A 20,381-nucleotide genomic window follows, 5' to 3' on the forward strand; every position below is an offset into this window, starting at 1 on the left:
TACCTTGTAAATATAAAAATATCCTAATATATTACGCGATAATTAAATACAATCCATATGTCTGAGCCTCGCTCTTTGTACCTAAAAATCAAAACAAAAAGGGAAAACCTCCAGCGATTCTTCAACGAAAAACCAGTGGCCCCGGAAGTTGATCAGGATTGGACCTCCTGGTGGGACAGCCGTAAAATGCACTCCAGGTCCCCGCTGACAAAAGTCCCCATCTATGCCTGGGCAAAAACGAATCGTGGCCTGATTGACTCCTATCTGTCAGATCCAGAAACCGGAACGCGTGAACGGGAAACGGATAAGGGAGAATGGGAATTGGCTGTTGCATTTTTGAGTCATAACTATACCGAAATCCTGCCGATGCTGGCCTGGGTTAAAAGTATATCAGCTTACCTGGAAGCAGGCGACGAAGGTGTTGCCATTATCTATGACTATTTTTGGGGAAGTGGAAGCGTGATGTCGCATGTAGTGTTCGCCGGACAAGATGCGTCGTTCAGGCTAACGAATAAAAGCTCCGAAGTTGACAAGCATATAATAGCGGAAGCTGGTAACATGTTAAAGACTGTAATGGGCGCTCTCGGTTAATGAATAGCCAACTTAAGAAAAATGTGAATGAACGGAATGTAGTAAACAGACACAATGATTACTATCTTCGCCAACCAATAAACCCCCTTTGCCAAAATACCGTGCTGACTACACGTAGCTCAACCGCAATTATTGGTAAGGCAAAACAGGAACAATAAAGATCTTACATGAGAACGAAGTTTATCTACCAGGACGGAAAATCCAATAAATTCTGGGACATTGAAATTACGGACAACCAGTATACCGTTTATTATGGTAAAGCTGGCACCCAGGGACAGACCCAAACAAAGGAGTTCCCATCAGCAGAAGAATGCAGAAAGGCTGCTGATAAGCTGATTGCGGAAAAGGTAAAGAAAGGGTATACCCAGGTTGCTGAAGATACCAGTACTCAGGCAGTTACAGCTGCGGAAGTCAACTCCAATAAAGCTAGCACTGAGACAATCGCTGAAACAAACAGTGCAGCACCACCTAAACATCTGTTCGACGACTTGATGGCTCTTGGTCAGTACCTCGCCGATGGAAAATATCCCGGAGAACTGGAAACCGTTCCTGTAACGGATGAGAATATAGAAGAAATGGAAGCAGCGGCTGGTTTTCAGATGCCGGAAGCATTCGTTGATTTCTGGCTGGAAAAGGGTTCGCTCTTTTTTAGTAAAGACGATTTTATTTGCGCAGTATATTGTTATAATGCTGAAGGCGTTAACGGTAATAACCTGCACGGTTTCCTGACGTTCTATCAGAACTTTTACAGATGTAAATTCAAGCTGCTGGATCAAGAGGCAGGCTTCTTGTCGAAAGGGTGCTGGGTATTGGGAATGGTCATCAGCGGGGATGAAATGAGGATATTTGTGAGTGATCCTTTAGGCATGATACATAGTGTTCACTTCCCGCAGGGGCTAAAGAATACGAGTGATGAGGCTTTTCTACAGGCTTTATCACCTGTACTCGAAGCAAAGACTACACTGAAGTCAGTTATGGGCACGGCTGCCTTTGATACATTGACTACTAATACAGAAGAGAATGAGGCCGAAGAAAAAGAGGGTGAAGATGAAAATAAAGAAACACAGGCCTTCCTCGAAAAACATGGCATAAAAGCGGTTTCTTATAACGAAGTACTGGAGGTCCTGGGCGTAGAGCATTTGTCTGATTATTGGGATGATGAGGATAGCACCTACGCTGTCAATTATGAGAGTGAGCGGGAGTATTTTGAAGAATACAGCAGTGCTATTTATTATTGCGACGGCGATCTGCATATAGCAGGCGACCTGGAAATTCCACACACACATATTGACCTTCTTGTGGTACGTGGCAATATGACCATACAAGGGAAGGTTAGTTCTTCCCGTGCTTACTATGTTACCGGTAATACTACTGTCGATTACCTGGAACTGGGATACTTTCAGAAAACAATAGGTACAGAAACCATCCGTTATGTTGCCTCCGCGTGGGCCGAGGATGATGAAGTTGTACATTCCATGCCTTTCCGGAGCATTAATGCACCGTATTTCTTCTCCTGGTTCTATGACCTGGGCTGTTTCGAAATCGCGCCCGGAACACTGATCACAGCCCTGTACAATTATGATGAGTTATCATCTTATAAGACGGACAATGCTTTTCTGGCCTGGCATGATTATGCCTATGCATTCCTGCCGGAGCTATGTTATACACTGGAGGAATCCCGTCACGATACGCTGAACATTAGTGTGCGGGCTGTCTATGAAGCATTAAAGAACAATCAGCCGGTTTTACAGAAAGGCGTTACGCCTGAAGGTATTAAACTGGTCCGTGAAGGATTGCGCCTGAAGAGGGAAGAGGACGTTACCGGCGCTTATCAATGTTTCAAAGAGGCATACACCAAAGCGCCTGGTTATTACCTGGCGTATTATCATGCAGGTAAATGCTTGTTTGAGCAGAAAGCCTACAAACAGGCCATGGAAACATTTGCCAAAGGCATTCCTTATACGCCGGAGAAGGTCAGATACGAGCTCGCCTGCATGGAAGAAGCGGCGATATCTGCCGTGCAGATCGGGGAATATGATAAAGCGATAGAATTGGCGAATGCGGCCTTGAAAAAGAGCGGGTCAGCGTATTTTGCCCTGCGCGTGCTGGGAGAGGCGCTTATCTACAAACAACAACTCGAAGAAGCCAAAGACTACCTCGAAAGATCGGTTGAGGTGAGAAGTATTTTTACGAATAACTGGTTGCTGGGATTGGTGTATCATCTCCAGGGAGATGAAAAGAAAGCAGACAAATTTTACAAAGCGGCGGCAGAAAATAGTAGCAGGGCACGGCCGTATGCGCAGCATACCAACCTTCACTATGTATACGGAGATCCGGTAACGGTGAACTGGGATGCGCAACGCCCGGCATCTACCGTGAAAGACCAGGCATACTGGGACCAGTTTTTTACTGACATGCTGGGTAACTATGGCCCGGATATGTATAAGAAGACCGGCAAATTCCCCGAGGAATGGCTTAGCGCTAAACTAGTAACAATCCCCGAACAATACCGTACCAGAGACATGCTACAGGCATTGCTTGACCATAAGACAAAGGGCGAATACGATGTAAGGGGCCGGGTGATCGTGCTTTTCAAACGGGAATTATATACGCCCGACATTATCCTGCTGGCAGTAAACCGGGAAGAGCCCTGTTATTACAGTGAGATTCCCACTGAATTCCTGTCGGAAGAGATCTACCAGATCCATCCGCATGGCATAGACCTTGAATATGTGCCAAAGGAGCAACTAACCTATGATCTGTGTTTCCGCGCGGTGACCGGTAGTCAATACAACTATAGCCATGTACCTGCTGCATTCAGGGATGAGCGGATGAATATTGCCCTCATTGCCGGTGGTAATCTGCGGGATACACACTGTAAGGACATGCCTTCAAAATACTACACCAATGAATACATTAAACAGGCAATAGACCTGGGGATTGGTGTTATTAAAAACATTCCGCCGAAGTTGGTAGATACGGAGATATATCAATATGCCTCCGGAAAATATAGTCACGATCCCGAATGGCCTTTTATTGTTGAACTGTACGATAGGGATAGATGGCGCTTTGGATCTCAGTCTGATCTGGAAGGGATGGGAAAGAACGTAAAGAAATACGGTATGGACATCTTCGAACATGTGGATATTGAGTCGATCAGGAAGCATAGCTACGCTTACTACAAGAAACACCTTGGCGCTTTGCCCGGGTTCAATGAAAAGGCGGCTGCAGCTGGTTGGGAGGAACGAAGCAAAGTGAAGGATCAATATTTTGAAGAACGGGAGTTTAATTATGATACCTTCGATAAGGTATGGGCCTGCTTCTGGGATGAAGACTTTATCATTAAAGCGATTACAACTGATTCGTCTGGTTCCAGTGAACGAATTTATGATGTACCAAAGAAATATCTGACCCAGAAGATCTGTGATATCGCCGTGGCAAAAGATTCATACGATTTTCAGTTTGTGCCAAGACAGTTTGTGACACAGCAGATGTGTGAAAAGGCCTGTTCCATGGACTATGGCACCGCACTTGAATATGTGCCCTTATCTATGCGTACAGCAAAGGTTTGTCAACTGGCAATCGGCAGAGACATCACCAACATAAAATTTGTACCCCTTGACCTACGCACTGTCGAGTTTTGTGCAGGCGCTGTTTTGAGCAACAGCGAACTGAGTAAATATATTCCGCATAACCTGTATACTGCCGTTTATGAAATGCTTTTTACAAAGTATAAGAACAGATTTTCGCCGGATTATCTGCTTGTAAACTGGGGACTGGGCCTGATTTTAGATAAGAAATATGACCAGGCGAGGAAAAAGTTAGCGGAAGTCGAAACTACGAAGGATGTCGAGCCGTCTTACCTTCATCAATCCGTTTATTATCTCGGCTGGACTTACTTCCTGGAAGGCGATACCGCTAAAGCAACCGAATACTGGCGTAAATCGCAGGACATCGCAAAGTCGCAGAAAATAGAAGATGAGTATTGGTTAACATATCCATATACCAGCTTCCAGCTGCCCGATGTTCCTGGCGTGTATGAATTCAGCAAGGAAGAATTTGGCAATCAGATGCAAGAGGCAACGTTACTGGTACAGGATAAAAATTACGTCCAGGCAATTGATATACTCAGCCAGGCTGAAAAACAGCTCCGTGATGCACAATGCTCAGAAACGAGCTTGTGGGCCTATGTATGGGATCATCAGCGTTACGCGCTCTATGAGGCCGGCAGGAAGGAAGAATCGCTTGTATTATGCCGGACTACCATTGCTGAATTAAGCAAGATCACTTTGTGGGATTACCTGGAAGAGTTTAATCCTATCCGTGCGGCATTACGTAACGCGCATAACAATTTGGCTTATCATTGCTATGAAACAGCAACAGATCTGAAAGGTGTAGAAGAGGGGATTAAGCATATCAAAACAACTATCAAGACGGTATCTCCGATTGAAGACAAAAGTGTGCTGAATGTTTTTTATGAAACCCAGGCATTGCTTCTACACAAGGCCATGAGCTTTGATCCGGCCTATAAGAAGGACCTGGAAAAGGTGGTGGCGAAGATCGGTAAACTGAAATTGAGAGAGGAAGGGTTATTGAGTGAGGAGTATCTTGAGAAGGTGAAGTTGTAGTACTTAAATATTTGTAAAAAGGAAGCCCGGTTCCGGAACCGGGCTTCTTTTACCTTTGTACGTCTGGTTCTAAAAGAACACCCGGATACTGTCATTATGATAGAAGTCACTCATTAACAAGTGATATATACAACACGATGATGATTTCACAACCGGAATGCCATAAGGTACAACATCCTTTACTTCAATGTCAAATAGCGTCTTGTGGGAAACAAATTTGTGGTCTGGAAATATCGGGGAGAGCAGTTGTTGTATGCCCGATACATCGTCTTTAAAATCAGGGCGCCCCTGCTGGTTATAAAGGACATAGAACGCAACATGAACGTTTCGACCAGCATTTTGATAATCTTTATATATATACCTGTCTTCCATGAATGCGGTGAAATATTTCCCTAGTAAGGATACATTGATCACCAAATTGCGTTCAATTAAACATGTTTCCTGTTGTGTGGCTTCTGAAAATAGTTGAACGTGGGCTGTATAACTGGGGAACTGACGATATGAAAGATCTTCTACCACATTTGCGCCGTATTTTGTTTTTAACCCCTCGATAAATTGGCTCCAGGCTACGTTTTCTCCATTTATAATGCGGTCAGTTTTCTCACCCAGAATTCGACTCCATTCAGCCGTACCGGTATACATATCGGCATATGGTTGCAGGCCAACCGGGTAGTATGCATAAATCGTCTGCATTATCTCAAACAATGCTTCATTTGTCATGAATTAGTGCTTTTAAGCAAAATAGGAAAAAGCGAGCTCAGTTAAAAACAAAGAGGTTAGATGACTCTCTTTTTTAAATGCTGCTGCGCCGTATGGCTGTCCGGCGCATGTGTTCAAGCTGCAGAAAGGCACTATATCAGACCAGGAACTGGTCAAACTCATATTGGTGAATAACTGTCAGCGGAGGCGGAGCTTCCGGTATACTTACTGATTCCCTTCGACTAACCTGTTCTCTGACCGTCTCCCTGTTAGTAAACACAGGTACATCCTTTCGCTCGCCCCCCAATCTCAACATCTCCGCCGCCGAGCGACCCTTCCTCGTAATCCTGGGTGCTTTGGCAGCCAACTGCGGATGCATTGGTTTTTCTTCCACTGGCAAAACCGGCTCCAATACCGCCGTCACAAAGGCCTGCTCACTGCTCAACGCACCAGCGGTCTGAATACCTGTATTAGTCCTCAGAAAACGGATCTGCAAAAGAACGATCGTAGCAGTGGCCTTGACCGCCGTAACGGGCAACAACAGGCTATGTTGCTTTTCCCCCAAACGCACGCAACCGGCGGCAGTTGTACTGCCAAGGCAGACCTGCTGCTCGAGGTCCATGTCCAATGCCACGGCCTGGAGCTGTATATAACGGGCGTCTTTAGGCGGTTTCAGCCAGTTTTGCCAGTTAGTAGGCAGCTTCACCAGTACATTACCGTTCTCCTGGCGGATAGTATCTATCCCGCCAATAGTCATAATGGCCTTCTTGTTATATCGGAAGCCTTTGAGATGCTGATGCAGGGCTGCGGCGTTGAATACACGTTTTCCCCGTGGATGTTGGGTATCCTCTCTCAATGCCGCATAAACGGCCTTATTTAGCCTGAATACGGTCGTTTCGTCCCGCGCTGGTGTCCATATGCCATTCAGTGCCGAACGGATCGATTTTGCAGCCTTACTAGCCTTGGCGAATTCGCGGCTGCTTTGTTTGCTGGCGGCAGACATACTATCCGGGCCATACTGGGGCATTCTACGGCAGAATGGTTTGCCGTTCCGTTCGTAAAAGATGAGGTCTCCGACATGGCCGGAAAGACCCTGGGTAATAATGTTGAAGTTTTGGGCCATAACTAGCAATAGATTATTGTACAATTTACGAAAAAATAGCTATTAACAAGCTGATAGTTAGCTTCTTTGTTCGCTTACGTCTCTGTTCTTTACCGGCACTATAGGGTAATAAAAAGGATATCATTATATCTCTTAGGAGATACTATAATGCACTTATAATCAGCTTATAGTGAACTGGAAGAGCAGGGATTAAACCGAACATGAATAGGACTTCAGTTGGACTTGATCGAAGAAAAAAACTGCTGGTGTTTGGGGAGTGATCGCGAGAAGTCGGCCTGGTTTGATTTTCCCTCACTTAGACATGGCTAGTATAAAACAACACTTGTTTTAAAATAAATGCTGTAAGGCTGGACAGGGTGTTGCCGAGCTAATTGGTTGTATAGCAACTGTATTTTAAGAAAAATCGCTATTTTAGGGTACCTGTCATTATTATCAGCTAACCCTTTTTAAACCCCTTATAATGTCTGCAAATTCCCAAAGGATTCTACAGTTTTGGCGCGATATCGAAATATTCCACCTTCCTGATTTTGATAAGGATGCCTTGCCCCTGTCCGAATTTGACTCAATGCCCTGGGAAATGGATGAGCCATTAAAGAATGAAAAGAAATCCAGAAGGTTTACTTTTTACATTGGAAAGGTAGCTAAAAACAATGTAATAAAATATCTGGGGCAAATTTCCGGAGGAAAAATAGAGGAAGACTGGATGGAGCCGGTGACGGGCGATACTTGTCTGGCAGCTATCATGTTAGATGAATACGGACGTCCCTATTGGAATAGTTATGTCCACGCTTCTTACATTCATGGAATACATTGTATGGTGCAGAAAAAGTCATTGTCTGGTATTAATAACTTACTGGCCGGGGTGCAGAGTGACTTCGAAAAACGGTACAATATTGAGACTAAGACACTTGGAACAGGGGAAGAAGGAGACTCAATAAAAAGAGGAGATGTATTAACAAAAGAACTGCTCATAAAAGAAATGGAGTTGCTGCAGAATATCGTTGGGGGAGGGTTCAGTTTTGAAAGAGATGTTTATTGGATTGATAAAGAGGTAGCTCCTGACAGCGAAATTGAACTTCCTATTCTGAACAGCTTTTATCTGGATGATCTGAATCTTTTGATGAATACTGGTGATTACGGAAAGACACTGAAGGAGTATTTGAGCGAAGGCACAAATACCGATCAGCGGGAAGATATGATTGCAGATAAGGAAGCCCTGTTGCGGTGTTTGCATCCGGCACTGTTTTCCCCCGGCAGGTGGCCTTCGCCCGTTAAGTATGGACTGTATACAGCACAACAGGGGGCTGTGAACGCAATATTATCGGATTTGAAAAATGACCAGGGGATCAGAGGCATTAATGGCCCTCCCGGAACTGGGAAGACTACACTATTGCTGGACATAATTGCCGACTGCATCGTTTCCAGGGCTAAAGTCCTGTTAGAAACAGGAGTTAATAAGATTTTTGAAAGTAAAGCGAATGCGATAGAAACAGAAAATAAGTTCAAATATTATTATTACAATTTCGGACGGAAGGAACTATTTGAAGGCACTGGAATAGTTGTAAGCAGTAATAATAATAGAGCGGTAGAAAATATCTCAATGGAATTACCTTCAGTAGAGAAGATAGATCGCGATGAATTCCCTGATGCCAGTTACTTTGCTGACTGTGCCTCCAGATTGCTGAAGGAGAAAGAAAGTTGGGGTGTATTGAGTGCCCCATTTGGAAGGGCAAGGAACAGGTATGTGTTCAGAAGGAACTTCTGGGAAAGTGATGGTCTGTTCCCTGGATTCAAGGATTATCTGCATTTTGTTTATAAAGACGAAACAGCGGACCACACACACGACTACATAGAGAAATTTGAGAAAACCAGGGATGAATTAAGAACACTCTTACAATCCTTTTATCTTTTTCAGCAGGAGGCGGGGGAACGTCATCTCAAAGCATCAAATAAGAAGAAAAACCCTAAAATGCCAGGTAAACTACTGGAGGAAAAGTATGGGATTGATACCGAAAACATTGTGGATACCAGGTTTTTAGAGAAAAAGTATGAACAATTGCATTTGAGCACGCCATACGCCTCTCCAGCCATCAACAGGTTAAGAAGTCTTATACTCATTAAAAGCCTCGAATTGCATGAACATGCGATATTGGCTAATGCCCGTAAATTTAAGAATGCACTCAGTTTGTTTATGGAGATGATCACTGGAAGGATGAAGGTTCCGGATGATGTAGCCCCGATATTGTGGAACACCTTTTTCTTTTGTGTTCCTGTTGTGTCGACAACCCTGGCATCTGCTGCAAGGCTTTTTAAGCAAATGGGGCGTGAAAGCCTTGGATGGTTGTTGCTGGACGAAGCCGGACAAGCTACCCCCCAATCTGCCGCCGGTATTATCTGGAGATCGAAGCGCTGTATAATTGTGGGCGATCCATTACAGATCGAGCCTGTCGTAACGCATCCTGAGCCGTTGATAAAATTTCTTCGTAAGGAGGCTGGGATAGATGACCTGGTTTGGTCTCCTTTAGTTTCTTCTGTTCAATCATTGGGCGATCGTATGTCAACGAGAGGTACCTATCTTGGCGACGGCGAGACGCCGATTTGGTCAGGCTTTCCATTGCGCGCGCATCGCCGATGTGATAATCCTATGTTTGAGCTTGCTAATAAAATAGCATATGAAGGTCAGATGGTTAAAGCCACAAAAGATGAATCTTATGTATGTGTATTGGGTCCATCCAGCTGGTTTAATGTTGATGGATACACAATACTGAACGGACATATAGTAGATGAGGAAATAGCATTGTTAAAACAATTTATCAATACGCTGATCGGCTCAGGTTATGATAAGGACATCTATGTTATAACTCCCTTTACGTCGGTAAAGATCCATTGTGAGGAGGTGTTTGAACATCGGAGAAATGTAAAATGCGGTACCGTACATACCTTTCAGGGGCAGGAGGCAGAGATTGTTTTTCTGGTATTGGGCAGCGACCCTGCCAAGGAGGGCGCAAGAAAATGGGTAACCCAGAACGTGAACATGATTAATGTAGCTCTAACGCGCGCCAGACGGAGGTTCTATTTAATTGGAAATAAACGGCTATGGGGAAAATTACCGTTCATTAATCAATTTAAAGATAGCCTGCCGGTGATAAATGTGAAACAGGAAGATATCTTGAGATGAACAGCAAACTAATACAACCTGGTCTTTATAGTAAGACCAAGGCAGTCGGTGACTTTAAAATATTAAAATATAAATAGTCGCAAAAAAGCTCGAGCACGATGTTGGATTCCTAACACTAGAAAATTTTTTAATAAATGTTTTGAAATATACGTTATTGTCCGTACGTTTATATCCAGGTAATTTTGCAACGAATTAACACCTTATTAAGAGACACTGAACCCGAGCATTGTTGCCCTGTAAACCAAAAGTAAATCTGACTTATTGATGATTTGATGTTGTGACATACAACAGCCAATCTTTCACGTAGCATATAACAGTAAAACTCTACTAATGAAATCAGTTATCCCTATGGGCGATATCAGTCCACAGCTGCACCTTTCAGCACATACAAGGTTAAATATGTATATCAGTTAACAGGCGACCAGCCCGTCAAACAATCATATACCTGTGACTTCCTCCCTTCCCGGAGGAACAGGACCCTTATTTCCTATACTTAAATATAAGCTCAATGATACTGAAGACCGCTGCGAAAGGTAAGAAAGCATTTGCCATCACCATGCTTATCTTACTTTATTGTGAAGCAGTATTGCCCGCATACGCATTTGCCGCACCGCGGGCGCCCCGGCATTACAGCCATGCCAGCACAGGCAACATGCCGAAAGCATTGTTTGTACCGGTTGTTGCTGCAGATGTGGAATTAAAAGAACAGGCAAATGAGAAGCATTTCGGTGGCCCCGGACAACCAGAGACCCAGGCCTTTCATTCTGTGAACAGCAATAACATGGTAGACCTGTTCACGGGCGACTTCTCCTACAACATTCCCCTGATGGACGTTGGCGGTTATCCGCTGGCGCTGGGTTATAACAGCGGTATCTCGATGGACCAGGAGGCAAGCTGGGTAGGATTGGGTTGGAATATCAACCCGGGCTCCATCACAAGGAACATGCGCGGACTGCCGGACGATTTTAACGGTACAGATACCGTGCAGAAAGCTTCCAATATGAAGGAGAATAAAACGATCGGTGTTACTTCCGGCGCAGATGTTGAAGTAACAGGCCTGAGTAAGTTTGTAGGCTTCGGCATAGGTGGAAGTATGGGCGTGTTATATAACACCTATAAAGGCTGGGGACTGGAAACCAGCGTGAACACCAATATCAATGTAGGCTCACGCAGTATGGGCCGGTTCACCAGTGGCTTATCTATAACAAACAGCTCGCAGGACGGTGTGACACTGGGTACTTCCTTCAGCTACAAATTTGCCGATCAGTATGCGTCAGAACACGGGGGAATGAGTGGCAGCGTATCTACCGGACTTTCCTACAATGCCCGCGAAGGTTTGAAAGCATTGACATTCTCCGCAGGCCTGCGTCAGTATACAGTGGATGATAAGAACTGCAGGGGTGTTGCCGAACAAAGCAGCTCTGTATCGAGTTATATCTCCTTTGCACAACCAGCCTTCACGCCATCGATGAATCTTGCGTATACCAATACATCATTCAGTTATACGGCCAAGATAGGCTATGAGACAAAGGTGGTGCATCCCAGCTTTTATGTAATGGGATATGTGTCATTGCAGGATATTGCTGATGAAGATAAACGCCTCGCATTACCCGCATACGGATATCTGAACTATCAGAAAGCAAATGGTAACGAAGGCGCCCTGCTGGATTATAACCGTGACAGAGAGATCGCTTACCGGGAAAAACCAGCTGTGCCGAACATTGCTATTCCTTCTTACACTTATGATGTCTTCTCCATCTCCGGAGAAGGCAGCGGTGGTATGTTCCGTGCTTACCGTGGAGATATAGGGTATGTATTCGATCATGCCATCAGATCACGGGATAAATCTTCCAAACTCAGCACAGATGTTGGTATTGGCGATCTGGTGCACGCTGGTGTTGACCTGAGCCTTACCCGTGCTTATACACAGGTAGGTCCCTGGGTGGAACAGAATCCGCTGGCGACTACCGTGGCATTCAAGAAGTCTGATAAAAAATTTGAAAGCGCTTATTTCCGGAACCCCGGAGAAATGACCGGTAACACAAAAACATTTTATGATGCGATTGGCGGTGATGATGTGGTAGCGGTAAACCTGTATCAACCGGGGAATAGCAGTCCTACCATTGAGGCTACCAATACGCTGAACGCTTACCGTAATAAAAAGCTGGTGGCAAGGAAAACCCTGACACCAGATAATGTTTATAAGGCGACGCGCGATAAACGCAGCCAGGTCATTTCTTACCTGACTGCCAATGAAGCCAGTGTGGGAGGGCTTTCAAAATATATTGAGAACTATACACCGAACCTGTTCAGTCTGAACAGCTGCAGTGTTGAATTTCCGGATAATGCCAATGGGCAGGGCGTGGGATTGAAAGCCGAATATTTCAAAGGAAAGAAATTCGAAGAGAAAGTATTGGAGCGTGTTGACGCGCTTGTGAACTACAATAACAAGGGCGAATTCACCGCCACTGCTCCTGCGGGCGTTAACCTGGACAACAACTTCTCTGTTCGCTGGACAGGCAGACTTAAAGCTGATGTGACAGGGCGCTACCGTATTAGTACCCGCAGTGATGATGGCGTAAGATTATACCTGAATGATACATTACTTATAGACCGCTGGAATGACCATGGGGATAGGCTTGACACTGCCTGGGTTAACCTGGTGGCGGGTGAATTGTATAACCTCAAAGCTGAATACTATCAGGCGGGTGGCCGTGCGGTTATGAGAATGTTGTGGATGCCATTAGGTACTACAGAGGTCCCAATCCCTACCTCCAATCTTTACCTGATGCCCGACAAGGACACCTTTATAGTGGGCAACGGCCTGCTGTCAAGGGAAAAGCGCGTGAACCAGTTCCGCAAGCCTGATCATATTTCCGAGATCAATGTGCTGAATACCGATGGCCGACGTTATATATACGGCATTCCGGTATACAACCTGAAACAGAAAGATGTCACATTCTCCGTAGCTGCTTCCGGTGGCAACAGAAATGAGGGAATGGTAAAATATGCTGTCGGATCAGATAATACACTGGGTAACAATAAAGGTAATGACCATTACTTCAACAGTGAGGAAATCCCTGCCTATGCGCATTCCTTCCTGTTGACGGGCATCGTATCTCCCGACTATGCGGATGTTACCGGCGATGGTATTTCTGATGATGATCTGGGAACCGCCGTTAAATTCAATTATACAAAGATCGCCGGATTGAAGAATCCTTACCAGTGGAGAACACCGGCCAACGACAGTGCTGCTTATAATGAAGGGCTGAGAACTGATAACAGAGATGACAAAGGTAGTTATGTAACAGGTGAAAAAGAACTGTGGTACCTGCACTCTATCGAATCAAAGACCATGATCGCTACCTTCAAGACAAGCGAACGTGAAGACCTGGCTGCCATCAATGAGGATGGCGTAAAGCAGTCCGGACGTATGGCCCGCAAGCTGGATGAGATCAACCTGTATGCGAAGGCTGATTTTCAGAAGTATAACACAAATGCCAGACCTATTAAAACGGTTCATTTTGAATACACTTATGAGCTGTGCCCGGGTGTGAACAAACCGCTGAACAATAACGGTAAACTGACGCTGAAACGTGTATGGTTCACCTACAACGGGAACGACAAAGGCAAAAGGAATCCTTATGTCTTTAATTACAATAGTAACAACCCGGTATATAATGCCAAATCGTATGACCGCTGGGGCAACTATAAACCCGCTGCGCAAAATCCGGGGTATACAGCATCTAACCAGATCAATAATGCGGAGTATCCGTACGCACTGCAGGACAGTGCATTGGCAGCGAGAAACGCTGCTGCATGGACCCTGGATTCCATCATATTACCCGGTGGTGGTCGCATGAAGATCGATTATGAAAGTGATGATTATGCTTATGTACAGAATAAGCGTGCGGCACAGATGTTTAAGGTGGCAGGGTTCTCCACCAGTTCTCCATCTAATATGAATGACCTGAGCCGCTCATTATATGGTCTGATCGACTATAGATATGTGGCAGTTACTGTGCCGAAAGCAGTCAGCAGCAAACAGGAAGTATATACGAGGTATCTCGAAGGACTGAACGGTCGGCTTTACTTCCGCTTATTCGTACAGGTGCCGGGCGATAAGTTTGGCAGTGGTGGTGAATATGTGCCATGTTACGCAGTTATCGACGATAATGAATATGGTTATTTCAACAATGGCAATACGATCTGGATCAAAGTAAAATCGATTAATGCAGGTGGCGATACCGGCGAGGCAAATAGCATCTTTAGTCCGATGGCGCAGGCTGCTATTCAGTATCTCCGCCTGAACCTGCCATCCAAAGCCTATCCGGGATCGGATACAGGAGACGACTTCGAATTCTCCGATGCCGTCAAGATACTGCTGTCACAGGCGGATAATATCAACAATACTTTCATGACGTATAACGTGGCGGCCAGGGTCAAAGGCTGGATGCGTGAAATAGATACATCACGTACCCTGGTGAGACTGAATAATCCATTCTATAAGAAATATGGCGGCGGCCTCCGCGTGAAACGCATCAAAATATATGATAACTGGAATGCCATGACCAAACAGCAGGAGTCCGTTTACGGTACAGAATACCAGTATACAACTACGGTTGAGGTGAACAGGACACCTGTAGAGATCAGCAGTGGCGTGGCCAGTTATGAACCCATGATCGGAAATGAAGAGAACCCCTGGCGTCAGCCATTGGAATATAAACAGCAGGTGGCCGCACTGGCGCCTGTTAATATGGGTTATACTGAAGAACCATTGTGCGAGTCCTTCTTCCCATCACCATCTGTTGGGTACAGAAAAGTAAGGACACGTTCTATCAATTCGAAGAATGTACGTTCTGCCAGCGGTTTTGAGGAGACCCGCTTCTATACCACCTACGATTTCCCTGTGTTTACAGACATGACACTCGTGGCAGATGGTAAGAAACGCTTTAAGCCGGCACTGTCCAACTTCCTGCGGATCAATGCGAAACATTTCGTAGCAATAAGCCAGGGCTTTAAAGTGGAGCTGAATGATATGAACGGTAAGATACGCTCCAGCGGAACGTATGCAGAAAATGATGCGGCAAATCCTATTTCCTATACAGAGAATTTCTACCGCACAGAGAACCCTGCTGCCGAGTTCAAACACCTGATCAGTACTGTCACTACTATCGACCCGAACGGTGCAGTGGATACTGCCGCCACAGTGGGTGAAGATGTAGAGCTGATGCTGGACATGCGTCACCAGAAGAGCGTAACGAACTCGAATAACTTCAACGTGAACGGCGACTTCTTCACGTTTGGTTTCCCGCCTGTATTCCTCATTCCGACTTTGTGGAACCTCGCCCAAAGGGAGGAGGTAGTGTTCAAGTCGGTTGCAGCTACGAAGGTGATCAGCCGGCATGGCTTGCTGGATAGTGTGATAGTAGTTGATAAAGGCAGCAAGGTGGTGACCCGCAATATTGCGTATGATAATGAAACGGGGAGCGTAGTGCTGACCAGTTCCCAAAACCTATTCGGAGATCCGGTGTATAATTTCAGCTGGCCTTCAGGATGGACCTACGATGGTATGAGTGGCGCCTATAAGAACGTGGACGTGTTGCTGAACAACATATTTATTTCCGGAGGTAAGATCACCCAGGGAATTACCGCCGGTACGGAAGCCGACTATTTCAGCAGTGGCGATGTGATACTGGTAGGTTCCAAAGTGAAGACCGGCGGTGCTGATTGTTCACCGCAGATCGCGACTTTCCGTACCAGCAGTGTGCTGTATGCGGTTGATGCCAATGCGGTAAATGGCGGTACGCCGGATATCTATTTCGTGAACGCTGACGGCGCGCCGTTCTCGGGCAATGATGTGACGATGAAGATCGTGCGTTCGGGCAGGAAGAATATGAGCGTTGCCGTGGGAGAAGCGTCCATGCTTAGCAATCCGCTGGTGAAACAGGGCGATAAATACCAGTTGGTAATAGATGCTAATTCCAGGGTTATTAAGGCTAATGCCGTGGAATATAAGCAGGACTGGAAAGTGGCTGACAAAAAGAAACAGAAGGCAGTTTGCGCTAATTAATTGACTAGTAAAATCAGACGATATGTTTATAAAGAGAATACTTGCGCTGTTGATGGTACTTGTGACTGGTTATAGTGTTGTTGTTGCCCAGGAAAACCGGCCCACAGTTACCGGTGAGTGGGAGCTTGTGAAAATAGAGACCAGGTTGTTATCTCAGCAGGGCAACCAGGTACTTGAGGAAAAGACATTAACGAAGCAGGAGGAGTTTAAGGCGGTGACAGGTTTCGTGCCTGTAAAGGTAGAAGTGAATGGAGAAGCCTGTAAGATCACCAATGCGGCAGGATTCACCGAAACCGGCAAGTACAAGCTGGGAGGGAAGGACGTATTGTTATACCAGAAATCAGAGATGCATTTGCCGCAGCGTGAGTTGGCAGGACAGCCAGCTCCTGAGGCGCCGTACCTGCCTTACAAGTATAAGATGCAGAGCGGTGGCATACTGGTACTGGAACTGCCGCGCTCTTCCTTCATGGACAACGGCAGGAATCTTCCGGTGGTGCAGGAGTGTACCGGTTACTATAAAAAGAAACAGTAGTTCGTTAACCGCTTTATCGCTATACCAATGATATACAAGATATTCAGGCGTAAGTATATATTCTTTTTACCGGCATTGCTGTTTTCGTTTGTCGTTAGCGTCAGTGCACAGACATGCCCGTCATGGGGCATCAGCGCCGCTACAGAGCCTTCCCTTTGCGCTGCCAGCGGTAAGATCACCTTGTCTTTCACCGGCACGGGAGCAGGTAATGTAACTGATATGTTATTCAGCCTGGAGCCGCTCACTTCGGGTGGGTACAGTGTGGCGCCCAATACATCTCCTGTATTTGAGAATATTCCGGCCGGTAGTTACCGCGCTTTGGCTAAGGGGATCTGTAATAATGCTGTAGTGTCGGCTACTGTTGACGTGGTAGTGTCGGGTAACTATATTCCTTTCCGGGCTGCCATTAGTCAGCAACGCGTTGCACTGCGCGGTTGTAGTACAGGACAGGCCTACGTGTCGTTTTCCAATGGGCGGCTTCCCTATCAGGTGACTATCACGAATAAACCGGCGGCATATACCGGGCGTGTATCGTTTACTGCCAGCAGCGGTTTCGTAATTGATAGTATGCCTCCGGGGAATTATAATGTCAATATTACTGATGCCTGCGGAGCAGCGGCATCCGTTCAGACGCTGACGATCGATGAGCTGCCTTTAATGACGACGAGCGACGTTTATACGCCACCAGTACTTGGCATACGGAATACCTGCAATAAATTTGTTGTCAGGTCTCCGAGCGCGTATTCAAACAGTTTGTTTTTGAACTACATCCGGCCCAATACACCCCTTACCTACAGTATATCTTACGATGGAGGCCCCAAAACGCCGTATACACAGCTTGGCCGTTCTGATACCATCACGCTGCCAGCTGGGCAGTCGTTCAAAGATATTTATAACAAAAAAGTTACTTACTATATAAAAACACCTTGTGGTGACGAGCTGGTTTATCCTGTCAACATAAATCTGCCCTACTTGTATAACTTTTACAAGCTAAACTGCAATATTAATTTTGATGAGGGATATTATGTAGATACTACCTTTCCTATTTGCTATCCGGTATATATTTCACTGAAGAACAACACAACCAATGAATACCGTTACGATACCATAAAAAGCCGTGCAGGGCAACAGGTAATGAAAAATGTTCCTTTTGGCAGTTACCGTCTGAAAGGAGTGACTTCAGACAGTACTACCATATTTGATGGTAACGTGGTTGTGAACGGTACTGTGGCAAATCCTTATTCCGTTATCTTAAGCGACAACGGAGGATATGCAGGAAATGATGGTGCTGTTATGTTCCTGATCTATAAGTCGACCGGCTATCTTACCCGGGGAACCACCGTGACCCTGGTAAGTCCTTCCAGTTATACATATACCGCAACGATTGACAGTGCGTACCTGAGTAATACCCTGGGTGTCTATAACCCAACTACAGGTCCTACCCGCTACTTTTATCCGGGCAGTTATCATTTCAGGGTTACGGATAGTTGCGGGACCTATGAACTGCCGGTAACGGTAACAGACTATGATGTATACAGGTATAACTTCACTTATAACGATGAGCAAACCTGTACGGGACTGAAGATAAAACCGACAGGTACCGCCATGTATCATAATACCAGCATGCCGGTATACTTCAGGATACTGCGGGGACCGCAGGGATCTGTAGGGTTTGATAACTCGATCGTTACGACCGGTGATTCATTATTGTTGCCAACTGAGGGGATATACAGGCTGGGGATGTCTGCCTATCCGAGCATTATCTCCGACTATGGTACACTCGGTAACGGCCGCAACGTTGTTGATATCAACTTTACTTATAAGCCTTTGATCATAGACGTCAATAAGTCATTAGGCTGGGTTTGTCCCGGGGCGCCTGATAATTCCGGCAGCATCGTGGCTGTGGCTGCAGGCGGTAGTAAAGCGGTTTCTGGTGTATTCACCTACAGGCTGGCCGCTGAAGGAAAAGGATCCACAGGACCATACTGGGCCAGCAATACGACTGGTAAATTCAGTACCGCCACTTCCGGCGGCGCTTATGAGCTGATAAAAAACCAGAACTACGATGTGCGTGTGGAAGATGAATGTGGTGCAGCGGCTGTACAACGATTGAAGATCATAGATTTCGAAACCGCGGAACTGGCTACTTCCGATAAACTGGAATATTGTATAGGCGAACGGATCGAGTTCAGGATCATCAACCTGCCTACAACAGCGATCACCTATGCATGGTCCGGCCCTGATAACTTCAGCAGCACTTTACAGAACCCGGTGTTATCTCCGGTTACACCGAAGAGTGGCGGTAATTATCATGTGATCATCTATTCCGACATCTGTATGAACCCTATCCATGCCGATGTAAATGTGACATTGGCGCCTTATAATCTGACGTGTTATAGTGCTGTAACAGATACAAGTGTGAATCCATACACCTACGGTCTGCTGGGCAACTGGAAACCGCAGCGGAGTTATTCTTACTATGCTGCGAGAACGGAAAGCAGTACTGCAACGGCTACCAATGTGCGGACAGATGGTACCATCAAAGACTTCGTTGCTTTCTGGAAGAAAGGCAGCACTTCAGGATGGCAGCCGCAATATGATACGACCCGATGGGTATGGAATAATACCAGTACACTATATAACAAGAAGGGATTTGAACTGGAGAATACTGATCCGCTGGGGCGCTTTAATGCTGCGATCTATGGGTTTGACGACGCGCTGACCACTGCAGTCGCGCAGAATAGCCGTTACCGCGAAGCGGCTTATGAAGGGTTTGAGGACTATTACATCGGAGGTGCTACCTGCGATACAGCTTGTAGTGGCGGAAGAAGCTTTGATTTCTCTTCCTATAAAGGTGATCTCGATTCCACACAACCACATACAGGAAGGTATAGTCTGCGGATAGCAGCCGGCAAAAGCGCCGGTATCAGCGCACCGATAGTAAGAGATAGCACAGATGTGTTTAACCTCTCCTTTAATAAGAAGGCCAATAGTTGCGTGAGCGGAGGACAGGTGCTGGGTAGCATCCGTACTAACAAGGATGCGATACTGCCGGTGTATTCGCCGTTTGCAGGTAAACGGGTATTGGTGAGTGTGTGGGTGAAGGAGGAAAAAGATTGTAAGGGGGGCACTTATACCGGTAACCGGATGGTAATATCAGTGAGGCGGGGAGAGACATCCACTGTACTGATTGCAACACCGCGAGGTGGTATTATAGATGGATGGCAACGATATGAGCAGCCGGTAGATATACCAGCCGATGGTACGGAGCTGATCGTCAGCATGCAGGCAACAGGTACTTCAACTGTTTACTTTGACGACCTGCGTATACATCCATACAATGCGAACATGCGCTCTTTTGTGTACAATCCGGCCGACCTGCGACTGATGGCAGAGCTGGACGAGAATAACTATGCGACTTTCTATGAGTATGATGACGATGGCACCCTGATCAGGGTGAAGAAAGAGACGGAAAGTGGCGTTAAAATGCTCAAAGAGACAAGAAGCGCATTGTTAAAAGATTAATTATTCCCGGTACCCCTTTTTAAATAAGATAT

The 20,381-nt window shown here is 45.8% G+C and carries 8 protein-coding genes; 6 read left to right on the plus strand and 2 right to left on the minus strand.

The genetic code is table 11. From position 1 onward, the window contains the following. Positions 1 to 57 precede the first annotated feature (57 nt). Together L3C95_RS19925 and L3C95_RS19930 are read left to right on the plus strand one after the other, a co-directional pair. On the plus strand, positions 58 to 591 hold the full coding sequence (locus tag L3C95_RS19925) for a hypothetical protein (protein WP_236390323.1): 534 nt from the start codon (positions 58 to 60) through the stop codon (positions 589 to 591). A 167-nt stretch (positions 592 to 758) separates the two neighbouring features. Further along, on the plus strand, positions 759 to 5,219 hold the full coding sequence (locus L3C95_RS19930) for a WGR domain-containing protein (protein ID WP_236390324.1): 4,461 nt from the start codon (positions 759 to 761) through the stop codon (positions 5,217 to 5,219). A gap of 69 nt (positions 5,220 to 5,288) precedes the next feature. On the opposite strand, the gene L3C95_RS19935 is transcribed toward L3C95_RS19930, so the two are convergent. Together L3C95_RS19935 and L3C95_RS19940 are read right to left on the minus strand one after the other, a co-directional pair. Further along, on the minus strand, positions 5,289 to 5,939 hold the full coding sequence (locus tag L3C95_RS19935) for a hypothetical protein (RefSeq protein WP_236390325.1): 651 nt from the start codon (positions 5,937 to 5,939) through the stop codon (positions 5,289 to 5,291). A 136-nt stretch (positions 5,940 to 6,075) separates the two neighbouring features. Further along, positions 6,076 to 7,041, minus strand: a complete 966-nt coding sequence (locus L3C95_RS19940; protein WP_236390327.1) for a hypothetical protein — start codon at positions 7,039 to 7,041, stop codon at positions 6,076 to 6,078. Between the two features lie 460 nt (positions 7,042 to 7,501). On the opposite strand from L3C95_RS19940, the gene L3C95_RS19945 reads away from it, so the two are divergent. From L3C95_RS19945 to L3C95_RS19960, 4 genes are all read left to right on the plus strand, one after another. After that, positions 7,502 to 10,219 carry a DEAD/DEAH box helicase gene (locus L3C95_RS19945; RefSeq protein ID WP_236390329.1) on the plus strand — a complete coding sequence of 906 codons (2,718 nt, stop codon included), beginning with the start codon at positions 7,502 to 7,504 and terminating at the stop codon, positions 10,217 to 10,219. A 508-nt stretch (positions 10,220 to 10,727) separates the two neighbouring features. Beyond that, the gene (locus L3C95_RS19950; protein WP_236390330.1) at positions 10,728 to 16,292 is read left to right on the plus strand and encodes a PA14 domain-containing protein; all 5,565 of its coding nucleotides are present in this window, start codon (positions 10,728 to 10,730) and stop codon (positions 16,290 to 16,292) included. 22 nt (positions 16,293 to 16,314) lie between these two features. Next, entirely contained in the window at positions 16,315 to 16,824 is a 510-nt protein-coding gene (locus L3C95_RS19955; protein ID WP_236390331.1) for a hypothetical protein, read from the plus strand. A gap of 27 nt (positions 16,825 to 16,851) precedes the next feature. Beyond that, positions 16,852 to 20,349, plus strand: coding sequence for a hypothetical protein (locus tag L3C95_RS19960; protein WP_236390332.1), 3,498 nt, complete (start codon positions 16,852 to 16,854; stop codon positions 20,347 to 20,349). Positions 20,350 to 20,381 lie beyond the last annotated feature (32 nt).

The sequence above is a fragment of the Chitinophaga filiformis genome, assembly GCF_021646545.1.
In the GTDB taxonomy this organism is placed as follows: domain Bacteria; phylum Bacteroidota; class Bacteroidia; order Chitinophagales; family Chitinophagaceae; genus Chitinophaga; species Chitinophaga filiformis_A.